The following is a 24,385-nucleotide window of genomic DNA, read 5'->3' on the forward strand; positions in this document are numbered from 1 at the left end:
CCATCGCGTTGCTGGACGAGGTGGACGCGGACGGTTGGCGTCATCACCCGAGGGCAGGACGCAGGACGCGACTGCCGGCTCGTCTCAGACGCCCGTCAGCCAGATCGAAACGGTGCCGCCATCCGCAGGGAGCACGATGCTCACAAAATCGTGTTCCGCAGCCATCGGGCGTTCTGCTCCCGAGCGGGGTCTTCCTCGCCGCGCACGATGTAGATCAGCGCATCCGTGAACGTCTCACCCAAGTCCCACATCACGAGCGGACCGACTGCGATGGTCCGTCCGCCCGGCGCGACATAGGCGCGAAACTGGCTACTCCACATGCCCAGTGGGGTAAAACGCTCCCCTTCATGTTCTGCGAGCACCCTCGCTTCGTCGATCATGTCGATACACGCGTCGACCGGGTCGACGTACAACGATGACGGCGGCTCTCGGTGGGCGGAGCTGGCGATCAGGAGATCACCGAACTCCGCCCATATCCGTAGCGCCAGATGGCTTACCTCGAACCCGACGGCCCGGAGGCGTTCGTTCCAGCGGGTGGTCTCGTGGGATCTCCCAGCGAACCAACCCGCAGACCGCAACGCCTCCAGGACGAACGGATCGTCACCTGCCAGGGACTTCGTCGTAACTGCCATACACCTTGCCGATCAGCGTCTTGCACGACTGCTTGCACGGATTGAACGGTTCTCCGTGCGGCTCCGGGGAGCCCATGGGCCGAACTCTGAGCGTACTGAAGGAGCCACCGAAGATCGCTGTATCGCCCTCCGCCTTCTGCGCCTCGTTCATGGCGCAGACCTCTGAACAGGTCCGACGATGGCTGGCACCGAGAACATCGTCCAGCGCGGAACCCGGCTCGATGTCCGTGTCGCCCTGGGTGCGGCCGTAGTAGCGCTTGCCTGACGGCGATGTGTATTCCGTGACGAAGTCCGGCGTCGCGGCCTGGTTCGATCCACGGTTCGCGTCGGCGTAGTCCCTCAGCGTCGTCCCCTCCGGAGCGGGACCGGGCTCGGGGCTGCAGGCAGTCGTGTTGTGTACGAGGACCGGGGTGTTGTTGGCGAGGACGTAATAGGTGTGGATGTCCTGGACCGTGAGGTCCCGCATCCACTTGAGCCCGGTCCAGACCTTGATCCCCGTGACGACCTGGGCCGTCTCCCCGTCCGCGCTGCGCAGGTGCGTACCGACCTGGAGGTCGACAGCCTCGGTCCACCGATTCTGCGAGGCGTTCCAGAACGGGTGGTGCCAGGTCGTGTGGAGCACCGTGGACTTGCCCGACTTCGTGTCCTTGACGGTGACGTCGGCCAGGTCCTTGTCGTCGTTCTTGTGGAGCACCGTGACCGGTTTGGCCTCCGTCTTGCCGGTGGCCGGGTCGGTCGCCTTGACCTTGTCGCCGACCTTCACGTCCTCGATACGCCGGGTCGTGCCGTCGGCCATGACGACCCGCGTGCTCGGGTCGAAGCTGTGGCAGCCCTTGGCCCGGGCCCCGCCGGCCGCGCCCATCACGCCGCCCATGACGGCGCCGCTGATGGTCGAGTTCTTGACGGAGTTCCAGTCGATGCCCTTGCCGGTGCCCCAGTTGTTGTAGACCTGCATGCCGATGTCGGTCAGGCCGCCGCCGATGCCGCCGCTGATGGCGCCGGAGGCCGCCCCGACCGCCATGCGGCCGAGCAGGTTGGTGCCGACCTTGGCGCCGACGCCGCAGAGGAGCTTGCCCGCGACCGCGCCGCCGATGCCGCCGGTGACCAGGCCGAGGGTGCCGGAGACGGCGTTGACCGCCAGTGACTTGCCGAAGTCGCTCAGCGAATGGATCTTGCCTTGGGCCGCGTCTTTGGCGACGTTGATCGCAATGCCGACAAGCAGGCCGCCCACCGGGCCGAGCGTCACCGTGGCGACGACGGTCAGGGCGATCGCGGCCACCTCGATGATGGCGTCCTTGTGTTCCTTGACCCATTGTTTGGCCTTGCTGGCGGCGTCCTTCAGCTTGTTGAGCTTCTTGGTCACCGAGCGCTGGACCTGTTGCTTGAGCTGATGTCCGGCGACCTTGGCCTTGGCCTTCTCGACCTGGTACGCGCGGTGGTGCTCCTCAGCCTTCTTGGCCGTGTACGTGCGGCCCTTGTTCGCCAGATTCTCCAGGCCGGTCCAGCCGGCGGAGTGGGCGGCCGACGAGACCTTGCTGAGGCCGTAGTTGAACGCCGAGTAGGTGTAGGAGGCGGCCTGGTTGTACGCGGCCGAGACGGTGTGGTTGACGGTCTGGCCGAGGGCCGAGTTGTTCCACGCGTTGGCCGCCTTGCACACCGCGTTCCACCAGGAGCAGTGGCCGCTCGGATCGGTGTGCACCAGCGGGTTGTCGTCCGCGTACGCGTACCGGTTGGCCGAGACCGAGGTGGGTACCGGGTTGTTGGCGTACGAGTCGCGGTTGTCGAACTGGCCGGTGTCGGTGTTGTACCAGCGGGCGAGCATGTTCACCCGGCTGGTGAACGTGTCCGTCCACTCCGACTGGTAGCCCAGGTTGCCGAGCATCCCGGTGGTGGCGGTGACCCGGCCGAGCGGGTCGTAGGTGGTGGACGCGTCCAGCGCGGTCGAGGACGCGGTGAACTGGCCGACCACGTCGTCGTGCAGGTCGGTCCAGGCCAGCCGGGTGACGCCGCCGGACTGCTCGCCGAGGACGCCGCCGCCGGGGTCGCGTACGTAGGTGGCGGTGGAGTCGGCGGCGAGGTCGTTGTCCAGGCCGGTGTACGCGAATCCGGTCCGCAGGCCTCGGCCGAGGGCGTCGTACGCGTACGTCTGGGTGCCGCCGGCGTACTGCTGCGCGGTCACCTGGTCGAACGCGTCGTCGGTGCTCGTGAGGACGGTGGTTCCGGTCTGCGTCGAGGCGAGGGTGCCCCGGGCCGTGTACGCGTACGTCGTCGCGCCGTCGCCGACGAGCCGGTTCTGGTCGTCGTAGACGAAGGTCCGGTTGCCGTTGACCGTGCGGTTGCCGGCCTTGTCGTACGCGTACGGGGTGGTGACCGTGCCCGCCGTCCACGACGTGAGCCGGTTCGCCAGGTCGTAGGTGTAGGTGTTGGCGGTCGTGGTCCCGTTGAAGTTGGTGGTCTTCTTCGAGATCTCGTTGCCGCCGGCGTCCCAGCCGTAGTCGATCTTGGCGATCGAGGTGCCGTCGGACTTCGTCAGGTTCTCCGACAGCACCTGATGCAGATCGTCGTAGGCGAAGACCCGCCGGTTCTGCGTACCCCCGTAGGTGATCTGGGAGAGCGCGGACCGGGAGTTGTACGCGAAGCTCGCGTCGACGGCGGTGCCGTTCTTGGCGGTGGCGAGGCGGCCGGCGCTGTCGTAGGTGAAGTCGGTCGTGCCCGCCGCGTCGACGCGGTGGACGAGCCGGCCGTCCTTGTCGTAGGCGAAGGTCGCGTCGCCGGACGGGCCCGTGATGCTGGTGGGCAGGCCGCGGTCGTCGTAGGCGACGGTGTTGGTGCCCGTCGGCGCGCTGAACGAGGTCATCCGGCCGGCGAGGTCGTAGCCGAAGGTGCGGCCGGTCGTGGCCGCCTCGGCGCCGCTGCCGTTCTGGCCGGTGAGCCGGCCCGCGGCGTCGTAGGTGTAGGTCTGCGAGACGCCGCCCGGCTCGTTCTTGGCGGCGACGCGGCCGGCGGCGTCGTAGACGGTGGTGTAGGTGCGGTCGGCGAGTGCCGTGTACGCGGAGCCCGCCGGCTCGATCGTGGACTCGGGCTGGTTCCAGGGGGTGAACGTCGTCCAGAAGTCGACGTTGCGGCCGTTGGTGAACCGGGTCCGGTTGCCGGCGAGGTCGTAGCCGAACGACGTGCTGACCGAGGTGGTGGCGTCGATCGGCTGGTTCTCGGTGAGGACCATGCCGGTCGGGTCGTAGGTGAGCGTGGTGGTCGTGCCGCGGGCGTCCTTCGCCCACGACAGGTTGCCGTTGGCGTCGAAGCCGGCGGAGGTCGTCCGCAGCGTCGTGCCGGTGCTGGACAGGTCCGCCGTGCCGACCGGGCGGCCGAGCATGTCGTACGCGGTCGTCGACGACGTGTTGTCCGGGCTCTTCGTGGACACCGGCCGGCCGAGGCCGTCGTAGGTGACCGTGGTCGTCTGGCCCGCGCCGTCGGTGCTGGTGAGGGTCTCCCCCGCGGCGTTGTAGGTGTACGACTGCGTCACGTTGCCGGGTGACTTGACCGACTGGAGGCGCCCGTCCGCGTCGTACGCGTACGTGGTGACGTACGGGCCGTCGGCGGCCTGGCGTACCTCCTGGGTGCTGGTGATCTTGCGACCGAGGTAGTCGTAGGTGGAGCGGCTCACCGCACCGGTCGCGTCGGTCGCCGAGAGCAGCTGGCCGGCCATGTCGTAGGCGGCCCGGGTGACCGCGCCCGTCGGGCCGGTGACCTTCGTGACCCGGCCGAGCTGGTCATAGGTGTACGCGGTGGTGTGGTTCAGCGCGTCCGTCGTCGAGACCGGCTGGCCGAGCGTGTCGAAGACGGACGAGGTGACCGGCGTGATCGGCGTGGCCGAGCCCGGCGGCGTGTACGCCGGCAGGTGCGTCTCGTACTCGCGGCCGGCCCGGTCGAAGACGTGCGTGGTGATGTTGCCGTTGCCGTCCTGCGTCTCGGTCCGGTCGCCGAACGTGTCGTAGCCGACGAACGTGGCCGGCCGCGCCGAACCCGACGACCCGTACTTCTGCCAGTTGACGGCGGGGCCGGTGGAGACGGTGGGGCGGCCGGCGGCGTCGTACTCGATGTTGGTGACGTTGCCGAGCGCGTCGGCGCTCGCCGTCGTCAGGCCTTCCTCGTCGGCCTGGCTGTAGGTCCGCGTGACGCTCGCGGCAGCGACCGGTGCGGTACCGCCCTTGACCGCCGCCACCTGCGGATCGGTCAGCGCCGACTGGTACGCCTGGACGTCCTTGATGGTGCCGGCGAAGAACTCGCCCTGGCCGTACTGCCCGATGTAGAAGGTGCCGCGGACGTCCTGCCGGTTCACCACGCCGGTCACCGTGCCGTCGAGCACGCCGTTGACGTACAGCTTGAACGTGTGCGCGGCGGCGTCGTACACGGCCGCGAGGTGGGTCGCCACACCGGTCTGGGCGGCGGCCGACGAGCGTACCGCCTTCCAGGTCGGGCTCCACGAGAAGGTCGCGGTCGTGATCGTCCACCGGTCGCTGGACTTCTCGTAGTACATCTCGAACGGTGTCGAGGCGAACGACTTCCACACCACGGGGTGGTTGGCGTTCTTGTCCGCGAGCGTCACCCACGCCGACACCGTGTACGACTGCGAAGTGTCGATCACGGGGTTCGGCGCGGCCAGCCAGCCGGAGGTGCCGTTGAAGACCGCGCCGTTCGCGGTCGGCGTCACCGCCCCGCTCGCCGTCGCCGGCGCGAGACCGCCGGACGTGTCGGCCGCCGTCGTGCCCGAGGTCTCGTTGAGCCGCCAGCGGGCGACCGGCGTCGTCTGCGGATCGCTGTTGTACGCGGTGGTCAGCATCGGCCCGCCGGACGGCGCGTACGCGGTCCGGCCGGCGGACAGGACCGTGCCTGCGGTGCCGACGCGGGACACGACCGAGGTGCTCTGCCCGTCGGCGGCCAGGCCGACCTGCGTGACACGGTTGAGCCCGGCCGGGTCCAGTGTGGACTGGATCATCCGGCCCGCCGCGTCGTAGGCGAAGTCGGACGTGGTGTCGCCGTTGGCGGTCACCTTGCGCGTGACGTTGCCGGCCTTGTCGTAGGTGTTCTGCTCCGTGACGAACTGGGCACCCGCGCCGTCCTCCCGGACGACCTTCGCGGTCAGGCCGTTGTCGGTGTAGGTGTAGCGCGTCGTCCAGCCCATGGCGTCGGTCGAGGTCGCGAGCCGCCCGGCCGGGTCGTACTGCGCCGAGCTGAGCAGCTTGTCGGTCGGCGTACCGGGGTTGTCCGGGTCGCCGACGAAACCGACCATCCAGGTCTTGAGGATGTGGCCCTCGGCGTCGACGTCGTACCGGGTGGCGCCGCCGTCCGGGTCGGTCTCGCGGATCACGTGCCCGTAGACGTCGTACGCGAACGAACGGGTCTTGCCCAACGCGTCCGTCTGGGAGTCCTTCTGCCCCAGCGCGTTGAACGTCACCGACTCGGTACGCGCCACGTCCCCGCCGGTGAGGTCGGCGGTCGTCTGCGTCGTCATGTTGCCGTCGGCGTCGTACACGTTGGTCGTCCGGGCGGTGTGCGTGGCGCCGCTGACCCGGTTGACCGTCGCCGGGTTGGTCTGGGTCAGGACCCGGCCGAGCCCGTCGTAGGTGAAGGTCTCCGTCCGGCCGGCCGGGAACGTCGACGTCACCGTGGTGTCGCTCAGTTTGCGGCCGAGCTTGTCGTAGGTGAACGTCGTCGTGGCCCCGCCCGCCGTGGTCACCTTCGCGATGTCGCCGTTGGCGTAGTAGACGATCTTCTGCTGGTTGCCGTTCTGGTCCGTGACGACCGACGGCAGGCCGGGCGGGGCGTACCCGGCGTCGAAGGCGGCGACCGTCGTCCCGTCCGTGTACGCCGTCGAGGTCGTGTTGCCCAGCGGATCGGTGACCGTCGTCGGATTGCCGAAGGCGTCGTACGCGTTCGTCGTCTTGAACAGGTCCCAGGTGCTGTCGCCGGCCTTCCCCGACCGCGGATCGCGGGTGGTGACCAGCAGGTCGTTACGCGGATCGGTCGCGCTCGCCGTGTTCAGGTAGTACTCGTAGTACGTGCTCGAACAGTCCTGCGCGGCCTGGTCCTGGCAGGTGATCTGCTGGATCGAGTTGCCCCGGGCGTCCTGGACGGTCTGCGTCAGGCTGCCGTTGGGGTCGTAGACGAGGTTCGTGAAACCGCCGGTGTCGTAGCCGAACCGGGTGACGTTGCCGAGCGCGTCGGACTGGGCCACGACCCGGTTGCCGTTCACCATGTCGTAGCTGTAGGACAGCGTGTTGCCGCCCGGGTCGGTCACGGTGACGACCTTCACCGGCATCGGGATGGTCTTCACCGTGGTGTCCACAGTGGTCAGCACGACCGGCAGCGTCTGCTTGCTCGCCGCGTACTGGGCCTGGACGTCGGCCGTGCTCAGCTGGCCGCCGTAGAACGCCGCCTCGGCGATGCTCCCGTTGAAGTACGCCGTGGTGTTCGCGGCCAGGTGCGACCAGCCCGTCCCGGTGAACCCGGCGCCGAGGTACGCGTACGGCTGGGCGCCCGGGGCGAACGTGACGGCACCCGTGCTGGACCCGACGGCGTTGCCGTCCAGGTAGAGCGTCTGGGTGTTGTTCGACGCCGCGATCACCGCGTGGTGCCACTTGCCGTCGGTGACCGCCGCCGGGCTCAGCAGCTCCTGCGTCCAGGCCTGCGCGGCCGTGTTGTTGCAGACGTAGATCTGCAGTTGCGTGCCGTTGGTCGTGCTGCTGCTCGGGTCGTCGATGCACTTGCCCGAGTTCGGATTGCGCAGGCCGTTGCCGAACGGCTCCCACCGCTGGGCCACACCGGCGTTGCAGTCGTAGAGCTGCAGCTTCGTCCCGCTGGCCGTGGCGCCGCCGGGCACGTCGAGGCACTTGCCGACCGCGCGCAGCGTGCCGTCGGCCATGAACGTCCAGTTCTGCGGGGCCGTGCCGTTGCAGGTGTAGAGCTGGATGTGCGTACCGTTGGCCGTGCCGCCCTGTTCGACGTCCACGCACTTGCCGGCGATGCCGTCGGAGGTCAGCGGACCCGTGGGGGTGCTCGACGGGGCGAGGCCGCGCAGCTTGCCGTCCGTGCCGATCCACAGGCTCGGCTCGCAGGGGCACATCGTGTCGCCGAGCGCGCCGGCCTGGCCGGTGGCCAGGATCCCGCCGCCGTGCGTGGTGTTGAACCAGAGGTCGACCGAGTTGCCCGCGGCCGGGCTGAGGCCGGCCGGCAGGGCGACCGACGACGTGGTGCCGTTGAAGGCCCCCGCGGTCGCGTCGCTGAACGGGCCGGTCGCGCCGAGCGTCACGTCGGTGTACGTGGCCACGTCGCCGTTGACCTCGTTCACCGCGTCGGTCGTCCCGGTCTCCGCGAGCCGCCAGTAGCCCAGCGGCTTGCCGCCGAGCACGGACGCCTCGTAGACGTCGCTGTCGCCGACGATGCTCGGCGGGTTCAGCGTCCAGCTGCCGCCGTCGTCGTCGACCACCTTGGTCACGTTCGCGGTCGCGCTGTCGTAGGTGACCGCGGCGGACACCCGGCCCGACGGCCGCGTGATCTTGCTGAGCTCGGTCGAGGACCAGCGCCCGGCGTCCCACATCGCCTGCACCTCGGCCGAGGTCACGGCCTTCGTGAAGTACGCGACGTCCGAGATCTGCCCGGTGAAGTAGGTGGCGACGGCCGGCGAGGCACCGGTACGCGCGTGGTCGGGCCAGCCGTGGCCGACGAAGCCGGCGCCGATCACGTCGTTCATGGAGCCGGTCGCGTCGACCATGGCGATCGTGCCGGCGAGCGAGCCCTGCGCGACGCCGTCGACGTAGAGCGTCTGGGTGCTGCCCGCTCCGGCCAGGACCGCGTAGTGCCAGGTGCCGTCCGTGACGGTACTGCCCGACTTGATCGGCGTGGGCGTACCGGTCCACAGCTCGCCGCGCAGGAAGCCGTTCTGGTCGATGTAGAGCGCCGGCGTGTAGTTGCCCGCCGTGGTCCCGCTCGTCACCGGGTCGTGGTTGTAGCTGAACAGCACGCCGCCGGCGGTCGTGGTCTTGAACCACAGGCCGATCGACTGGTACGCGCCGTCCGTGACCAGCTTGCCGGGCAGCTGGACGAAGGACGAGGTGCCGTTGAAGCCGGACGACGCCGAGGTGGTCCCGTACAGCGACGGGCCGCCGAGGCCGACGTTCTTGTAGAGCGCGTTGTCCACGCCGGCGTTCGCCAGCACGCCGCTGCGGGCGATGTCGCCGGACGCCTCGTTCAGCCGCCAGAACGCGTACGGGCCGGTGTTGAGGACGGCGTTGGCGCCCTGCGAGTACCACTGGTACTCGTAGTTCGTGCAACCCCCGCCCGCGGCCGGTCCGCAGACGCCCATGAGCTGGACGTAGTTCATGTTGTAGGTCCAGCTGAGCGCGGTCGAGGAGTCGCCCGCGACGGCCGGGTCGGTCGTGATCTTCGAGACGTACTTCCGGTTCGCCCCGGCCGGCGTCGACCATTCGACGTGCAGCGCCCGGCCCGAAGCGCCGGTGACGGTGGTCAGCAGGTTGCTCGCGTCATACGTGAACGTCTCGGTACGCCCGTTCGCGTCGGTCACCGAGGTGACCTTCCACGCGGTCCCGGTGCCGTCCGGCTGGCCGAACTTGTAGACCGTGGCGTCCTTGTCCGTCAGCGTGTACCCGATGACGGTCGTCCCCGACAGCAGGGGCGAGAACAGCGCGTACCGGCCGCTGGGCGGGGTGAAGGTGCCGTCGGAGTTGCGGCCGAAGGCCACCTCCTGGCCGGACGGATAGCGTACCGAGACGGTCTTGACGGCCCCCGAGACGTCGAGGTTCTGCCGGGCGCGCATGTCCAACATGGACGACCAGCCCATGCCGAACGCGGTGTCGGTGGCCCGGCTGAGGCTGTTGTAGGAGCGGGTGACGTCCAGCGCCGGGCCGGGGCCGGGCAGCGAGGCGTCGGTCGCCGTCGTGGTGTAGTTGCCGCTGCCCGGGTCGTAGCCCTTGCCCGGGTTCTGGGCGAGCGTCGAGGTCAGCACCGGTTGCGGGACCGGTGTCGTGAACGCCATGTACGGCGTCCACGTCCCCATCGTCACGTAGTCGCTGGGCACGACCCGCCAGACGTACGTGCCGTTCCACTTGAGCTTGCCGGCGGGCACCGTCCAGGTGGTCGAGTTGACCCAGCCCGAGGTCGCGACGGCGGTGGTCAGGTTGTCCGGCGTGTAGACCGCGAAGCTGTAGGCGAGCGGCTTGTTCGGGTACTTGTCCGGGTCGTGCGCGCGGACGACGAGCTGCGGCGTGAGCGATTCCATGATCGTGTTGTTGGCCGGGTAGGTGGTGTCCACCTGCGGCGCCACGTTCGTCGTATAGGTCATGTCGAGCGTCGCCTTGTACGCCCCGGCCGAGTAGTTCGCGGCGGTGAACCGCTTCCAGCCGTTGGAGTCCGTCTCCGAGGCGGTCAGGCCGATGCCGTAGTTCGGGCCGCCCGACTGCCAGTCGATCAGCGGCGCGATGTTCGTGATCGGGACGTGGATCCACGGCCCGACGCTGCGGTCGGCACCGGTGTTGGTGCACGCCAGACCCGGGTCGGTGACGGTGTAGCTCGCCATCTGCGCGCCCTGCGCCGGGCCGTACAGGCCGCTGGTGCTGAGGTTCGCCACGCTCCACGAGGCGGCGTTGGCCCAGACGGTGAAGGCCCGGTCGACCGTGCAGGAGTAGGTCCAGGTCAGATGCAGGTTCAGGGTCGCGGCGGTGATGCGCTTGCCGGTGACGTCGCCGCCGAAGTCGCCCAGCGCGATGAAGGACCGGGCCTTGACCGTGCCGCCGTTGTAGGTGCCGACCGGCAGGTTGTCGCCGTTCTGGTCGCTCGCGTCGGTGCCGGAGTCGTTGTCGACGTACACGTCACCGGTGGTGCCGGTGGTCACCGTCGGGTCGACCCGGACGGGGTAGACGCGCGCGGGATCGGCGAGCCACGCGGCGTCCGCGGTCACGCGTACCGCCGTGCCGCCGTCCACCAGCTCGTAGACCACGTCCGGCGAGTGGGTCATGTCGCCCGACTCCCGGTCGAAGTGCGAGTCGCGCATGCTGCCCTTCGGCAGCTGCCCCGCGACCTTCCCGCTCGCGTCGACCAGCTCGATCGAGCCGTCCGCCGCCATCCGGGCCGTCAGCCCGCGCAGCGCCAGCGGGAACACCCACGAGTTGCCCGCGGCCGGCGAATCCAGGACCAGAGTCTCCTGTACGCCGTCGGCCGACCCCTCCAGCTCCAGGTTCGTGTGCGGGAACACCGCGGCGTACGTGGCCTTCGCGCCGGCGACGGACGGCGTACCGAGCTTCGCGTCCTTCAGGTCGTACGCGAACACCTCGCCGGACGGCAGCGTCATCGAGACCAGATGGCCGGCCGCCGCATCGGCTGTCGTTCCGGCCGTCGCTTCGGTTGTCGTTCCGGTGAAGGACACCCGCAGCGAGTTCGCCTTGGTGGCCCAGCGGCCGTTCACGCGTACCAGATCGGTGGAGATGGGCTGCCAGGTGCCGTCGGCGGCCCGGTAGTTGACCGGCCCGCCGTAGACGCGGCGGGTGACCGAGCCGTCGGCGTTGGTGAACTGGTCCATGGTGGACCGTGAGTTGCGGGCGTCCCGCCTGCTCGTCTTGGCGTCGAAACCGCGCACCGACGGCGCGGCCGTCGCGGGCGGGCTCGTGTAGGGCTGGTAGCCGTCGAGGCCGCCGGCCGCCTTGTGCTGCGGGTTCTTGTGGCCGCCCCCGGCGCGCGTGGCCGACGCGGGCACCTGGCCGGCGAGGCCGAGGTTGCGCCCGGTGGGCTGAGCCGGGGCCGGGCCGCCGGAGAAGGCGGCCCAGGCCCGGCCATTCGTGATCCATGATGCCGCCCAGCCGAGCGGGAAATGCCCGCCGGCTGGGATCGCGTCCGTCGGTACGCCGACCGACAGACCCAAGAATGCCACCGCCGCTACCGCGATTCGGCGCGCAGAAACGGACACAGCCGTCACCCCCGTGATTCGACCGATGCTAGTGGTGTGGAGTCTCGGGGTCCGGGAACGCTTACAGCAATCGTCCAGGGAGCGTCGACAAATCCATACGTTCAGATCTGGACACAGCTGCGATTCAGCAGTATGTGGCCTGCTTGCCGATGATCCGGTATGGACAGTCGGCGTACGACATCAGCAGCAGCACCGCGCTCTTGTTGATGCTGGTCTGTGCCGTGATCACCGATGCCGGCGGGTAGAAGCCGCCGCCGCTGCCGGACGCCCCCGGGTACATCTCGAACGTGTACGAGAAGATGTGATGGGCGTTCCACAGCCAGTCGATGATGATGCCGTCGGCGATGTACAGGTCGCTCGCCTGCTCGGGGGTGTAGCCGTTGGAGGCGGCCATCTGCTGGCCGAGGGTGGCGAAGGTGTTGCGGACGTCCGCCGTGACGGTGTTGGCCGTGTCGGCGGTCGTGTAGCCGTAGGGCCACAGCACCAGCTTCGAGTAGGTGTGGAAGTCGATGTTCACCTTGATCTGCTGTACGCCGCCGACGACCCGGCTGTTGACGAAGTTGCGCAGGTTCGCGGTCTCCGGCGCGGAGAAGGCCGACGCGCCGCGGTAGGTCTCGGAGGACTTGGTGCCCGACGAACCGCCGCAGCAGCCCCACTGGTAGGCCCAGTTGCGGTTGAGGTCGGTGCCGACCGCCGAGGAGCCGCTGTTGGGCTGGCGGTTCTTGCGCCAGGACCGGTAGGAGCCGGTCGCGATGTCGTACTCGCCGCCGTCGGGGTTCATGTCCGGCACGATCCAGATCTCACGGTTGTTCACCAGGTCGGTGATCGTCGTGTCGGTGCCGTAGTTGTCGAGGAACAGGTGCAGCAGGTACAGCGCCATCTCGACGGTGAGGTGCTCACGCGCGTGCTGGTGGGCGTCGAAGAGCACCTCGGGCTCGTTCTCGTCGGTCGCCACGTTGTCGCTGATCTTGATGATCGGCATGTCGCGGCCCTCGTACGAGGTGCCGATGCTGCTCTTCAGCGCGATCGCGGGATGCGCCGCGACCAGCGAGTTGACCTCCGAGACCATCTCGGAATAGTTGTGGTACGCGGAGTCCGACGACGGGAAGTCGTCGACCGTCGCGTCCGTGCCGGTGCCGGGCGTGGCCACGAGTTCGGCGGTGACCGTGAAGCCGAGTGCCCGGGCCGCGGCGGCCTCGGAGCGGGTGGCCGTGATGTAGACCTTCCCGTCCTCGACGCCGTTGATCGCCGCGCCGGTGGCCGCGATCTTGTTGACGTCCTCGAACGTACGCGGTCCGACGACGCGGTACTCGGCGCTCTCCCGGGCCGCCGCGCCTGGTGACGGGACGGCGGGCGCGGGTGCCGGCAGCGCCAGTACGCCGACGGCGACCGCCGTGGACGCGGCGAGCAGCCGGAGAAGCCTGCGGCTCATCTCTTCCTCCTGGGATTGTGGGTAGGGAGGCTCAACGAAGGGATGGCCATCACTTATGCAGTCGGGGAACGTCAAGTCAATAGAAGACGATCACTCTATGACTTTCCGTAGGCGTTACGGCACACGAAAAGCGGGCAGCCGGCCGGGGTGCTCCCACCACCCCGGCCAACTGCCCGCCGTCTCATCGGGTTGCGCGGACGGCCCGCGCTACCTCATCGGAATGTGTCTCAGCTCGCCGTGCACGTGGGCGTCGGCGCCGTGTTCGCGGTCGACCAGGATCCGTTGAACCCGAAGTTCGTGGTCTGCCCGGCCGTCAGCGCGCCGTTGTAGCTCATGTTCGTCACCGTCACGTTCGCGCCGGACTGGGTCAGGTTGCCGCTCCACAGCGAGGTGACCGTCTGGCCGTTGGCGAACGTCCACTTCACCGTCCAGCCCGTGATGGCGCCCGTACCGGTGTTCTTGACGTCGACGCTCGCGCCGAAGCCGCCCGGCCACTGGTTGGTGATGGTGTAGGTCGCCGAACAGGACTTCGCGCCGCCGGAACTGGCCGAGGGCGAGACCGACGGGGAGGCCGACGCCGACCGCGAGGCGGACGGAGAGGCCGACGGGGACGCCGAAGCGGACGCCGACGGCGACGCCGAGGCGGACCGCGACACCGACGGCGACGGCGAGGCGCTGGCCGAGGCGGACGCCGACGGTCCCACCGACGGCGAGGCCGTGCTCACCCGGTCCGCGACGATGATGCCGCGGCCGTTGGTGCCGATGTAGACCCGGCCGAACACCCGCGGGTCGCCGGTGAGCGCGCCGCCGATGTTGCCGTACTGGTGCTGGTCGTCGTTGATGCGCAGCCACGTGGTACCCGCGTCGTACGAGGCGAAGACGCCCCGGACGTTGTCGATCTTCGCCACGGTGAACAGCGTCGGGTAGCCCGTCGCCGTCGACGCCTTGCCGAAGCCGACGTTGTCCGCCTCCTGCACGTTGCTCAGCTTGGTGAAGCTGGCGCCGGAGTTGGTCGAGTGCCACAGCCCGTACGCGCCGGTCGCGTCGCCGCCGGCCAGCCAGATGTCGCCCTCGCGGCCGAAGACGGCCTTGACCGCCGGGGTGCCGGTGGTCGGCAGTCCACTGGTGACGGTCGCCGTGAACGAGGCGCCGCCGTTGGTGGAGACGTAGAAGGTGCCGCCGGAGAACGCGTAGAACTTGTTGGAGTTCACCCGGTCCGCGGCCACCCGCGCGCCCGAGGGCACGCCGCCGGTCGACGACGTCCAGGAGCTGCCGCCGCCGTAGCTGACCGCCGCGCCCTGCGGCGCCCACACGATCTTGCTGCCGTCCGCGGCCACCGCCACCGTGCCGCCGCCGGTCACGCCGGACGGCTCCTGGCCCTGGTACCAGTTCGCGCCGTTGTCGTTGGAGATGCCGATCCGGTTCGTGTTCGGGTTGGCCGTCTTGTCGACGTTGCCGACGCGTACGACGTAGTTGGGGTTGCTCTCGGCGAAGTCGATCGAGGTCGTCGAGCTGAAGTTCGGCGTCGTGAACATCATCGAGGGCACGGCGTCGAGGTTCGTGTGCCGGAAGCCGGTCACGTCACCGAGCGCGCTCAGCAGGTTCGCCCCGCTGGGCGGGCTGATCAGGTCGAGGACGGCGGTCTCCTCCAGGCCCTTGGCCATCACCTTGATCGTGATCTGGTTGCCGGCGTCCCAGTTCGTGAGGTTCTCGGTGCCGTAGAGCGTGGCGCCGGTGCCGTACATCATCCGGTTGCTGTTGAACGGGTCGATCTCGACGGACTCGTTCATCCAGCCGAGCTTCGGGGTCACCTCGGGAGCCTGGGGGCTGGTGCCGAAGGTGAGCCACGGTGCCGCGCTGATGTCCTGGGTGTAGCGGAAGGTCCGGCTCGGGTACCCGTTCCAGTCCCAGATCCGCGACCAGGTGGCGCCCGCGTCCGTGCTGCGCCACAGGATCATGTCCGGCCACCACGAGATCTGTGTGGCGACCATGATCGTGTTCGGGTGCAGGCGGTCGATCGTCAGGCCGCTGTAGCCGAAGTAGTCGTCGCTGGAGCTGGCCAGCACCGGGCTGATGTTCGTCCACACGCCGGTGGTGATGTTGTACTTCCACACCTCGCCCTTGGCGCCGTCGTACGGGCCGCCGGTGTCGCTCGTCGAGATGTAGAGCACGTGGTTCACCGGGTCCAGGACGCCCTTGTGGGCCAGGTATCCCGTCGGCTGGCCGGCGATGCGCGACCAGGTCGTGCCACCGTCGGTGCTGCGGTAGACGGTGTTGTCCTTGTCGTTGACGCCGACGTAGATGCCCTGCGTGGTGCTGCCGGCGGTGCCGGTGCTCTTGTCGAAGGTCACCCAGGCGATGCCCTGGTTGTCACCCAGGTACGCGTCCCCGGCCGACTGCACGTAGTTGCCGACGTTCGGGAAGGCGGTCACCTTCGCCCAGGTCACGCCGGAGTCGGTGCTGCGCCACAGGCCGTTGCCGCTGGGCGCGCCGAAGTACAGGATGCTGTTCTTGTTCGGGTCGATCGCGAGCTTCTCGCCCTGGCCGCGGCCGGGCATGTTGCCGCCGAGCTTGAACGGCAGCTGCGTGACCGCCCAGGTGGCGCCCTTGTCGGACGAGCGCAGGATCGCGCCGTTGTTGGGGTCCCAGCTGTTGGTGTACATGCCGGCCGCCACGTAGACCCTGTTCGGGTCCACGGCGTCGGTCGCGAGGCTGTACGCGCCGTTCAGTCCCCAGTTCGCGAACCCGACCCAGTCCAGCAGCGGAATCCACTTGGAGTTCGTCTGGTCCCACCGGTACGCGCCGCCGATGTCGGTACGCGCGTAGATCAGGTTGGCCTGGGACTGGTTGAAGATGATGCCCGGGACGAAGCCGCCCCCGACGATCTGCGCGTTCTTGAACGAGTAGGGGTCGGAGCCGGCGGCGTTGGCCGGCGTCGTCGGCAGGACCTGGGTCACGACCGCCGCGGTGGCCGCCACGAGGGCGGCCGTCAGCGCGGTGGCCAGACTTCGCCGTTGGGCGACGGCGGTTCCGGAGTGTCTGCGGAACATGGCTGTCCTTTCTGGATGAACCCGGGGCACGTCCGTGGAGTGGTGTGCCGCGGGGGCCGTGTCGTTCCGCGGAAGTCACGGCACGGTTATCCAGATTTCACAGCCGACCGGCACGCCTGTCAATAGTTTGGCGTGCCAACGAACTAGTTCGCCGGTTCTTCCAGGTAGATCGAGCGCAGTGCCGCGATGTCCTCTTCCGTGAGCCCATTGCCCATCAGGTACGCGGTCACCGACCCGTGCCGCGCCCGCAGCTGTCCGAGGAAGGTGAGGATCACCTCGGCGGGCGTGACGTCCAGATAGGGCACCAGGTCGGGCGTTTCCGGATGCCCCTCGCGGTACCACGCCATGAACCGCCGGGTCGCCCGCTCGGTGAAGTGGTAGTCGGCGGCGATGTCCTCATCGGACACGCCGAGCAGGTCCAGCAGGAAGGCGACGACCATGCCGGTCCGGTCGCGGCCGCCGAGGCAGTGCACGACGGCCGGGCCGGCCTCGGCGTCGGCCAGCAGCCGCAGGGCGGTCACCAGGTGCGGGCCGGCCGCCCCCTCGACCGCCTCGTGGTACCGCGCGACGAGGTAGGCCACCGGCCCCTCGGCGGGCGAGTAGTCCTCCTCGCGCCAGGCGGGGTTGTGCAGCGGCACGTTGTGGTACGCCGAGCACGCCCACGCGGGCGCGCGGCCGCCCTGCCGGACGATCTCCGCCGGCTGCCGGAGGTCGATCACGGTCTTGATGCCGAGCCCGGAGTACCGGGTCGCGTCGGCCTCCTGGAGGCTGCCCAGGTTGTCCGACCGGTACAGCAGGCCGGTGCGTACGCGCGCGCCGTCGGCGGTCACGAGGCCGCCCACGTCACGGAAGTTGAAGACGCGCTCGAAGTCGATGAAGGCTCGATCCACCCGCCGACCCTACCGGGGAGCCGGTTCCGCGAACCCCACCGGTACCGTGGCCGTCATGATCACCCCCACCTTGCACAGCCGGGGCGAGCTGCTCGAACGCACCGCCGGCCACCCCCATGCCCAGCTCACGTCCAGCGACGACGACTGTGTCGGCTACGAACGCGACGGCGCGCTCGTCTGGCTCTCGCACGGCAACGCCACCTCCGTCGGCGAGCGCCACGCGATCCTGTCGCTCCTGGTGGATCTGGCGGCCGACGGCGTACTGGACGGGCGCCGGTGGCTGGACCTGCCGCGTACGGGGGCGGATGTGATCGCGCGTTACTTCACCGTGCGGGCCCAGGACGACTGGGATCTGCTGTTCGCCACCGAACCCCCGGCGCCCATGGCCGGCGAGGACCGCGTGATCCGGCTCACCGCGGCCGACGAGGCCGAGATCCTCGCCGTGCAGACCGCCGCGCTGCCGCACACCACCAGCCGGCCCGGCGACCCCCGCATCCGCGCCTGGTACGGCATCCGGTCCGAGGGCCGGCTCGTCGCCGTCGCCGGGGACCGCTCCCCCGGCAACGGCGTGGGCTTTCTCGCCGCCATCGCGGTCCACCCCGACGCTCAGGGCAACGGCCTCGGCGGCTGCCTCACGGCCGCGCTCACCCGCCTCCTCCTTCAGGAGTACGCGACCGTCGCGTTGGGCGTCATGTCCGACAACACCGGTGCCCGGCGGCTGTACGAGCGGCTCGGCTTCACCGGCTCCGCCGCGCGTACGAGTGTCAGTCCAGGGTGAGCGTGTGCCCGGTGTGGGCGACCTTCGCGCGCAGGTAGCGGGCGTTGGCCGCGGACAGGTGGACGGCGGTGGGCCGGGTCTCGTCGATGGTGATGCCGAGGCGCTCCAGCTGGGCACCCTTGTCGGGGTTGTTCGTGAGCAGCGTCACCTTGTCCGCGCCGAGCGCGTGCAGCATCTGCGCGGCGGCGGTGTAGTCGCGCTCGTCGTCGGCGTGGCCGAGGGCGCGGTTGGCCGCGTAGGTGTCGAGCCCCTGGTCCTGCAGCGCGTACGCGTCGAGCTTGGCGTACAGGCCGATGCCGCGGCCCTCCTGGCGCAGGTAGAGCAGGAAGCCGCCCGCCCCGGCGATGCGCTCGACGGCCTCGCGCAGCTGCGGACCGCAGTCGCAGCGCTCGGAGCCGAAGACGTCGCCGGTGAGGCACTCCGAGTGCGGCCGGACGAGCGGGATCGGGTTGTCCCGGTAGTCCCCCAGGCCCAGGGCCAGGTGTTCCTTGCCGTCGGCCAGCCCGGTGAAGGTGAACACGTCCGCCACGGTCTCGTAGCCGTCGGCGAACCGCAGCGGCACGGTGACCCGGGTACGGACGTCCGCGGCGGGTAGTTGCACCTTCACAGTCATGTCGATCACCGTACGCCCCAGTCCTTTAACTTTCAATCATCTGCGGTATGCTCCATTTATGAGCATCACCACAATGGCTCCCAGCGCCGCGGCCCACCCGGCCGTCCCCACCGAACCGAGGTGGCTGAACGCGGACGAGGACCGCGCATGGCGCGCGTACCTCCAGGCGTCCGCCCTCCTCGCGGACCATCTGGATCAACAACTCCAGCGGGACTCCGGTATTCCCCACACCTACTACGCCCTGCTGGCCTGGCTGTCCGAAGCGCCCGGACGCGCGATGCGGATGACCGAGCTCGCCGAGCAGTCGAAGATCACTCGGAGCCGCCTCTCCCACGCCGTCGCCCGTCTCGAGGAGAACGGCTGGGTCGTCCGCAGCTCGTGCCCGTCCGACAAACGCGGTCAGATCGCGACGCTGACGGACGCGGGGTACGCCTTCCTCGCCCGTTCGGCCCCCGGACACGTGGAAGCGGTGCGTAGCGGAATTTTCGACGTGCTCACACCGGAACAGGTGACCGCCTTCGGGGACGCCTGTTCGGCGATCGCCGCCCGGCTGCACGACAGCACCGCCGTGCCCTGGCACCGGTGAGCGCACCGGCCGGCGGTCCCTGAACCGCTTGTATCCTTCTCCCGGTGACGACCGGCTCTGACCTCCCCACCGCGACCACCACCGCGACCCTCGCCGCGGACGCCGTCCCCGGGATCGACCCCGACCGCCTCGCGGTGTGTCTCAGCGTCCTCGCGGAGCTGGACGACCTGCCGCTCGAACACCCGGACATCGAGCGCGTACGCCGGGCGACCGCGCGCCTCTACAAGGGCGTCAAGCAGCGCCGGCGCAGCGAACGGCGGGCCGCCGTGACCGCCGCCGACCGGGTGGTGACCGAGGCCACCGCGACCGGCGCGCCGACCCGGATCGACGACGAGACGGCCGGTGTGTTCGGGCTCACCTCGCCGACGGCCGACGCCGCGATCGCCGGGCACCTGCGCCGGGCACGCTCTTGCTACACCTGCAAGACCCGCTACACCCAGGTCGACGCGTTCTACCACCAGCTGTGCCCGAACTGCGCGGCGCTCAACTGGAGCCGCCGGGAGGCCCACGCCGACCTGACCGGCAAGCGGGCCCTGCTCACCGGCGGCCGAGCCAAGATCGGCATGTACATCGCCCTGCGGCTGCTGCGCGACGGGGCGCACACGACCATCACGACGCGCTTCCCCGCCGACGCCGTACGCCGCTTCTCGGCCCAGCCGGACAGCGCGGACTGGCTGCACCGGCTGCGTATCGTCGGCATCGACCTGCGCGACCCGGCGCAGGTCATCGCGCTCGCCGACGCGGTGGCCGCGGCCGGACCGCTCGACATCCTCATCAACAACGCCGCCCAGACCGTACGCCGGTCCGCCGGTTCGTACGCGCAGCTCGTGGCGGCCGAGGCCGAACCGCTGCCGGCCGGCCCGCTGCCGGAGCTGATCACCTTCGGCCACGCGGGCGGTACGAACCCGGCGGCCGCGCTGACGGCCGGCGTACACGTGCAGGTGCCGGCGCAGCCGCTGCCCGTCGCCGAACTGGCCCTGATCGGCGGCTCGGCGTCGCCGGCCCGGATCGCCGACGGCACCGCGATCGACGCGGGCGGCCTCGTACCCGACCTGGCCCGGGAGAACAGCTGGTCGCAGCACGTGCAGGACATCGGCGAGGTCGAGCTGCTCGAAGTCACGCTGTGCAACATGACCGCGCCGTTCATCCTGGTCAGCCGGTTGCGTACGGCCATGGCGGCGTCCCCGGCCCGGCGCAAGTACGTCGTGAACGTCTCCGCGATGGAGGGCAAGTTCACCCGCGGCTACAAGGGCGCCGGGCACCCGCACACCAACATGGCGAAGGCCGCGCTCAACATGCTGACGCGTACCAGCGCCGCCGAGATGTACTCCGACGGCATCCTCATGACCAGCGTGGACACCGGCTGGATCACCGATGAGCGGCCGCACCCGCAGAAGATGCGGATGGCCGAGGAGGGGTTCCACGCGCCGCTGGACCTCGTCGACGGTGCGGCCCGGGTGTACGACCCGATCGTGCGCGGCGAGCAGGGCGAGGACCTCTACGGCTGCTTCCTCAAGGACTACTCCCCCACCGACTGGTAGCCGACCGCTGCCCGGCCCGGCCCCAAGATCTCGTTTGGATCAGGGAAATCACCCGAATCATGGGCCAAGATTCGGGTGATGACCGTGATCCCAACAGGGCATGGGGCGAGACGGAGGGAGCCGTGCGGATCCGGGTCACCCGCGGGCGGCGTCCACCACGTGGCGCAGGAGCAGCGCCGTCGTGACCGGGCCGACCCCGCCGGGGACCGGCGTGAGCGCGGCCGCCTGAACGGCCGGGTCGACGTCGCCGACGAGTCCCCCGTCCTCGGTCGGGTTCGTGCCGACGTCGATCACCACGGCGTCCGGCCCGACGTGGCCCGGCCCGAGCAGGTGCGGGCGGCCGACGGCGGCCACCACGATGTCGGCGGTGCGGCACACGGCCGCGAGGTCGCGCGTACGCGAATGGGCGACAGTCACCGTGGCGTGCTCGGCCAGCAGGAGCAGCGCGGCCGGCTTGCCGACGACGGTCGACCGGCCGACGACGACCGCCGAGGCGCCCACCATCGGTACGCCTTCCCGGCGCAGGATCTCCAGCACGGCATGGGCGGTCGCGGGCGCGTACGCCGGCAGTCCCGCGGCGAGGCGGCCGAGGCTCTCCGGGTTCGCCCCGTCGACGTCCTTGGCGACCGCGATGTGCAGGCCGACCTCGTCGAGCGTGACGCCGTCGGGCAGCGGGGTCTGGCAGATGATCCCGTGCACGGCCGGGTCGCCGCTCAGCCGGTCGAGCTCGGCCGAGATCTCCGGGCCGGTCGGCTTGTCCAGCGTGAACACCCGACAGTCCACGCCCGCCTTCGCCGCCGCGCGCGCGATCGACCGCACGTACCAGGCGGTCGCCTCGTCGTCGGTCGGCACCACCACGGCCAGCACCGGCGCGGTGGGCAGCGCGGCGATGTCCGCGACGACCCCCTCGGTGATCGCCGCCGCGATCGCCCGTCCGTCGATGAGTCTCATGCGGCGATCTTCCCCCGTACTCGTGCGGACACCCGGTCGGCGATCTCGACCGCGGCCAGATGGCCGGCCAGCTCCGCGCTCAGCGCGGCGATCACCGCCGGGTCCCTCAACGCGGCAAGGTTGATCTCCACGTTCACCCGCGCCGAGGTCAGCGCGGCCCGAGCCGCGTCGGCGGCCACCGCGACATCGGAGATCACGTTCGGGTTCGCATCGTCCACAATCGACTCCGCGAGCGCGATCACCCGGGCCGCCGATCCCGCCAGTTCCAGGGGTACGCGAGCCGCGCCGCTCAGGGCCGTCTGGATGGCCGCCGTCCGCTCGTCCCCCTTGGGCAGCTTGTACGCGGCGATCACCGCGCCGAACGCCGTTTCGTCGGCGGCGGCCAGCCCGAGGGCGCGCGTACGCAGTTCGGCCGCTTCGTCGCGAACGCGGATCATGAGCGGCTCGGCCGACGCGTACCTCGGATTGCCGATCGTGAGGTTGGTGACCATCCCGACGAGGGCCGCCCCGGTCGCCGCCAGCAGCGCCGCGGCCGCGCCGCCGCCCGGTGTCGGGGACGAGGAGGCCAGGTCGTCGAGCCATGCTTCGAGCGTCTGTGGCACGGGGATCAGCGTAGTCCCCGGCCGGACCCGCCCGTTCGGGGTGGCGAGTCGATCATTCTTCCGTACGATCGGCCCATGCAGCCCCGCACACCGGTCGCGGTCTTCTCGCTCGGCGGCACGATCTCGATGAGCTCCCTGGCAGGCGGGGAGGTGGTGCCCTCGCTCGGCCCGGCGGAGCTGGTCTCCGCGATTCCGGGCCTCGACCGGCTGCCCGTCGCCCTGACCCTGGACGCGTTCCGCCTGCTGCCGGCGGGAACCCTCGCCTTCGCCAACGTGCTCGACCTGGCGGCCGCGATCGAGGCGGCCTTCCACGCGGGCAAGCAGGGCGTCGTGGTCACCCAGGGCACCAACACGATCGAGGAGACGGCCTTCCTGCTCGACCTGCTGCACGACCGGCCGGAACCGGTCGTCGTCACCGGCGCGATGCGCAATCCGACCATGGCCGGCCACGACGGCCCGGCCAACCTCCTCGCGGCGATCCAGACGGCGGCCTCGCCGGACAGCCGCGACCGGGGCGTCCTGGTGGCCTTCAACGACGAGGTCCACGCCGCCCGCTGGGTACGCAAGACGCACACCACCAATCCGGCCGCGTTCTCGTCACCGGAGACGGGACCCGTGGGCGTCGTCGTCGAGAGCCGCGTCCGGTTCACGGGCGGCCCGTCGGCGCGACTGCGGGCACCGCGGCCGACGCGTACCGATGTGAAGGTCGGGCTGGCCACCGCCACCCTCGGCGACGAGGGCGACTGGCTTCCGGCGTACGCCGACCGGCTCGACGGGCTCGTCGTGGCCGGCTTCGGCTGCGGGCACGTGCACGGCGCCTGGCCGCCCATCCTCGAACGGATCGGCGAGCGCATCCCCGTCGTCTTCACCTCCCGCATCGGCGTCGGCCCGGTCCTCGCCAACACCTACGGATTCGACGGCTCGGAGGCGGACCTGATCCGCCGCAGACTCGTCGGGGCGGGCCGCCTCGACCCCTTCAAGGCCAGGATTCTGCTGTGGACACTCCTCGCCGCGGGCGCGGACCACGACGCGATCCGGGCCGCGTACGCGGAGGCATGATGTTCCTGACCCACCTGGAGTGCCCGCGCTGCCGCGCGACGCACCCCGCCGACCGCCAGCAGAACCTGTGCCCGTGCGGTTCTCCCCTGCTCGCCCGCTACGACCTCGCGGCCGTCGCCGCCGCCGTCACCCCCGACACCATCCGTACGCGACCGGCCAACCTCTGGCGCTACGGCGAACTGCTGCCCGTCGAGGACCCCGCCAACGCGCCCACCCTCGGCGAAGGCTGGACGCCGCTCACTGCCGCGACGCGCTACGGGCGCAGGATCGGCGTACGCCGGCTGATGGTGAAGGACGAGGGCCTGCTGCCGACGGGATCGTTCAAGGCGCGCGGCGCGGCCGTGGGCGTGGCGCGGGCCCGGGAGCTCGGCGTGACCCACGTGGCGATGCCGACGAACGGCAACGCCGGTGCTGCCTGGGCCACGTACGCCGCCCGCGCCGGCCTGCGCTCGACGATCGCGATGCCGCTCGGCGCACCCCTGATCACGCGCCAGGAGTGTCTCGCGGCAGGGGCCGACCTGCGCCTGGTCGACGGGCTGATCAGTGACGCCGGCAAGCAGATCGCGGCCCTGCTGGCCGAGGACGCCACGATCTTCGACGCCTCCACCCTCAAGGAGCCCTACCGCGTCGAGGGCAAGAAGACGATGGGCCTGGAGATCGTCGAGCAGCTCGGCTGGCGCGTACCGGATGTGATCATCTATCCGACGGGCGGCGGCGTGGGGCTGATCGGCATCGCCAAGGCCATCGCGGAACTGCGCGCGCTCGGCTGGATCGGCGAGAAGCACCCGCGCCTCGTGGCCGTGCAGTCGTCGGGCTGCGCCCCGATCGTGCGGGCGTTCGCGGCCGGCGAGAGCCGCGCCCAGCCCTGGATCGACGCGCACACGGTCGCCTTCGGCATCACCGTGCCCTCCCCGATCGGCGACGAGCTCATCCTCGACGCCGTACGCGCCAGCGGCGGCACGGCGCTCGCGGTCGACGACGACGAGCTGCTGCGGGATCTCCGGGACTTCGCGCACGACGAGGGTCTCCTGCTCTGCCCGGAGGGGGCCGCGGGCCTGACCGCCGCGCGCAAGCTCCACACCACGGGCTGGCTGTCCGCCGAGGACGAAGTGGTCGTCCTCAACACCGGCGCCGGCCTCAAATACCCCGACCTCCTCTAGCCGCTTCCCTCTACACGGCCCCACCTTTGTCCCGACTGTCCACCTCCACCCGCAGCCACCCGTTCCACCCGCGGGCCGCCCGGCGATCTTGCGCGAATGTCCGGAATTTCGTCCGG

At 70.2% G+C, this 24,385-nt stretch carries 12 protein-coding genes and 1 pseudogene; 5 read left to right on the forward strand and 8 right to left on the reverse strand.

What is annotated here, in order from left to right:
* Positions 1-140: 140 nt before the first annotated feature.
* The 5 genes and pseudogenes from G401_RS0101045 to G401_RS0101065 form a co-directional block, all read right to left on the reverse strand.
* The gene (locus G401_RS0101045) at positions 141-632 is read right to left on the reverse strand and encodes an SUKH-3 domain-containing protein (RefSeq protein ID WP_027341037.1); all 492 of its coding nucleotides are present in this window, start codon (positions 630-632) and stop codon (positions 141-143) included.
* Complete coding sequence (locus G401_RS55515) at positions 601-11,571, reverse strand: LamG-like jellyroll fold domain-containing protein (RefSeq protein WP_157545167.1); 10,971 nt, start codon at positions 11,569-11,571, stop codon at positions 601-603. Before G401_RS55515 ends, G401_RS0101045 begins: the two co-directional genes overlap by 32 nt.
* Before the next feature lie 163 nt (positions 11,572-11,734).
* Positions 11,735-13,039: pseudogene (locus G401_RS0101055) on the reverse strand (M14 family metallopeptidase); the annotation flags it as partial.
* A gap of 227 nt (positions 13,040-13,266) precedes the next feature.
* A complete protein-coding gene (locus G401_RS42640; protein ID WP_051365977.1) occupies positions 13,267-16,089 on the reverse strand; it encodes a cellulose binding domain-containing protein in 2,823 nt (940 codons plus the stop codon).
* A gap of 143 nt (positions 16,090-16,232) precedes the next feature.
* On the reverse strand, positions 16,233-16,979 hold the full coding sequence (locus G401_RS0101065) for a tyrosine-protein phosphatase (protein ID WP_027341039.1): 747 nt from the start codon (positions 16,977-16,979) through the stop codon (positions 16,233-16,235).
* 55 nt (positions 16,980-17,034) lie between these two features.
* Between G401_RS0101065 and G401_RS0101070 the strand changes: the two genes are divergently transcribed.
* Positions 17,035-17,757 (forward strand): GNAT family N-acetyltransferase, encoded by a 723-nt coding sequence (locus G401_RS0101070; protein WP_027341040.1) that lies wholly within the window; start codon positions 17,035-17,037, stop codon positions 17,755-17,757.
* On the opposite strand, the gene G401_RS0101075 is transcribed toward G401_RS0101070, so the two are convergent.
* Positions 17,744-18,370: a GTP cyclohydrolase II gene (locus tag G401_RS0101075; RefSeq protein ID WP_027341041.1), complete on the reverse strand. Its 627-nt coding sequence runs from the start codon at positions 18,368-18,370 to the stop codon at positions 17,744-17,746. The genes G401_RS0101070 and G401_RS0101075 overlap by 14 nt on opposite strands.
* Positions 18,371-18,428: 58 nt before the next feature.
* Here G401_RS0101075 and G401_RS0101080 point away from each other — a divergent pair, with 58 nt between their 5' ends.
* Together G401_RS0101080 and G401_RS0101085 are read left to right on the forward strand one after the other, a co-directional pair.
* Positions 18,429-18,956 (forward strand): MarR family winged helix-turn-helix transcriptional regulator, encoded by a 528-nt coding sequence (locus G401_RS0101080; protein ID WP_084556671.1) that lies wholly within the window; start codon positions 18,429-18,431, stop codon positions 18,954-18,956.
* 113 nt (positions 18,957-19,069) lie between these two features.
* The gene (locus tag G401_RS0101085) at positions 19,070-20,497 is read left to right on the forward strand and encodes an SDR family NAD(P)-dependent oxidoreductase (RefSeq protein ID WP_051366037.1); all 1,428 of its coding nucleotides are present in this window, start codon (positions 19,070-19,072) and stop codon (positions 20,495-20,497) included.
* A gap of 135 nt (positions 20,498-20,632) precedes the next feature.
* Here G401_RS0101085 and G401_RS0101090 read toward each other — a convergent pair whose 3' ends face one another.
* Together G401_RS0101090 and G401_RS0101095 are read right to left on the reverse strand one after the other, a co-directional pair.
* On the reverse strand, positions 20,633-21,448 hold the full coding sequence (locus G401_RS0101090; RefSeq protein WP_027341044.1) for a bifunctional 5,10-methylenetetrahydrofolate dehydrogenase/5,10-methenyltetrahydrofolate cyclohydrolase: 816 nt from the start codon (positions 21,446-21,448) through the stop codon (positions 20,633-20,635).
* On the reverse strand, positions 21,445-22,050 hold the full coding sequence (locus G401_RS0101095; RefSeq protein WP_034590375.1) for a cyclodeaminase/cyclohydrolase family protein: 606 nt from the start codon (positions 22,048-22,050) through the stop codon (positions 21,445-21,447). The genes G401_RS0101090 and G401_RS0101095 overlap by 4 nt, the downstream gene beginning before the upstream one ends.
* Positions 22,051-22,125: 75 nt before the next feature.
* On the opposite strand from G401_RS0101095, the gene G401_RS0101100 reads away from it, so the two are divergent.
* Both G401_RS0101100 and G401_RS0101105 read left to right on the forward strand, forming a co-directional pair.
* Positions 22,126-23,109 carry an asparaginase gene (locus G401_RS0101100; RefSeq protein WP_027341045.1) on the forward strand — a complete coding sequence of 328 codons (984 nt, stop codon included), beginning with the start codon at positions 22,126-22,128 and terminating at the stop codon, positions 23,107-23,109.
* Positions 23,109-24,269, forward strand: a complete 1,161-nt coding sequence (locus G401_RS0101105) for a threonine synthase (RefSeq protein WP_027341046.1) — start codon at positions 23,109-23,111, stop codon at positions 24,267-24,269. Before G401_RS0101100 ends, G401_RS0101105 begins: the two co-directional genes overlap by 1 nt.
* The last annotated feature ends 116 nt before the right edge of the window (positions 24,270-24,385 follow it).

This window comes from Hamadaea tsunoensis DSM 44101 (genome assembly GCF_000428945.1).
In the GTDB taxonomy this organism is placed as follows: Bacteria; Actinomycetota; Actinomycetes; order Mycobacteriales; family Micromonosporaceae; genus Hamadaea; species Hamadaea tsunoensis.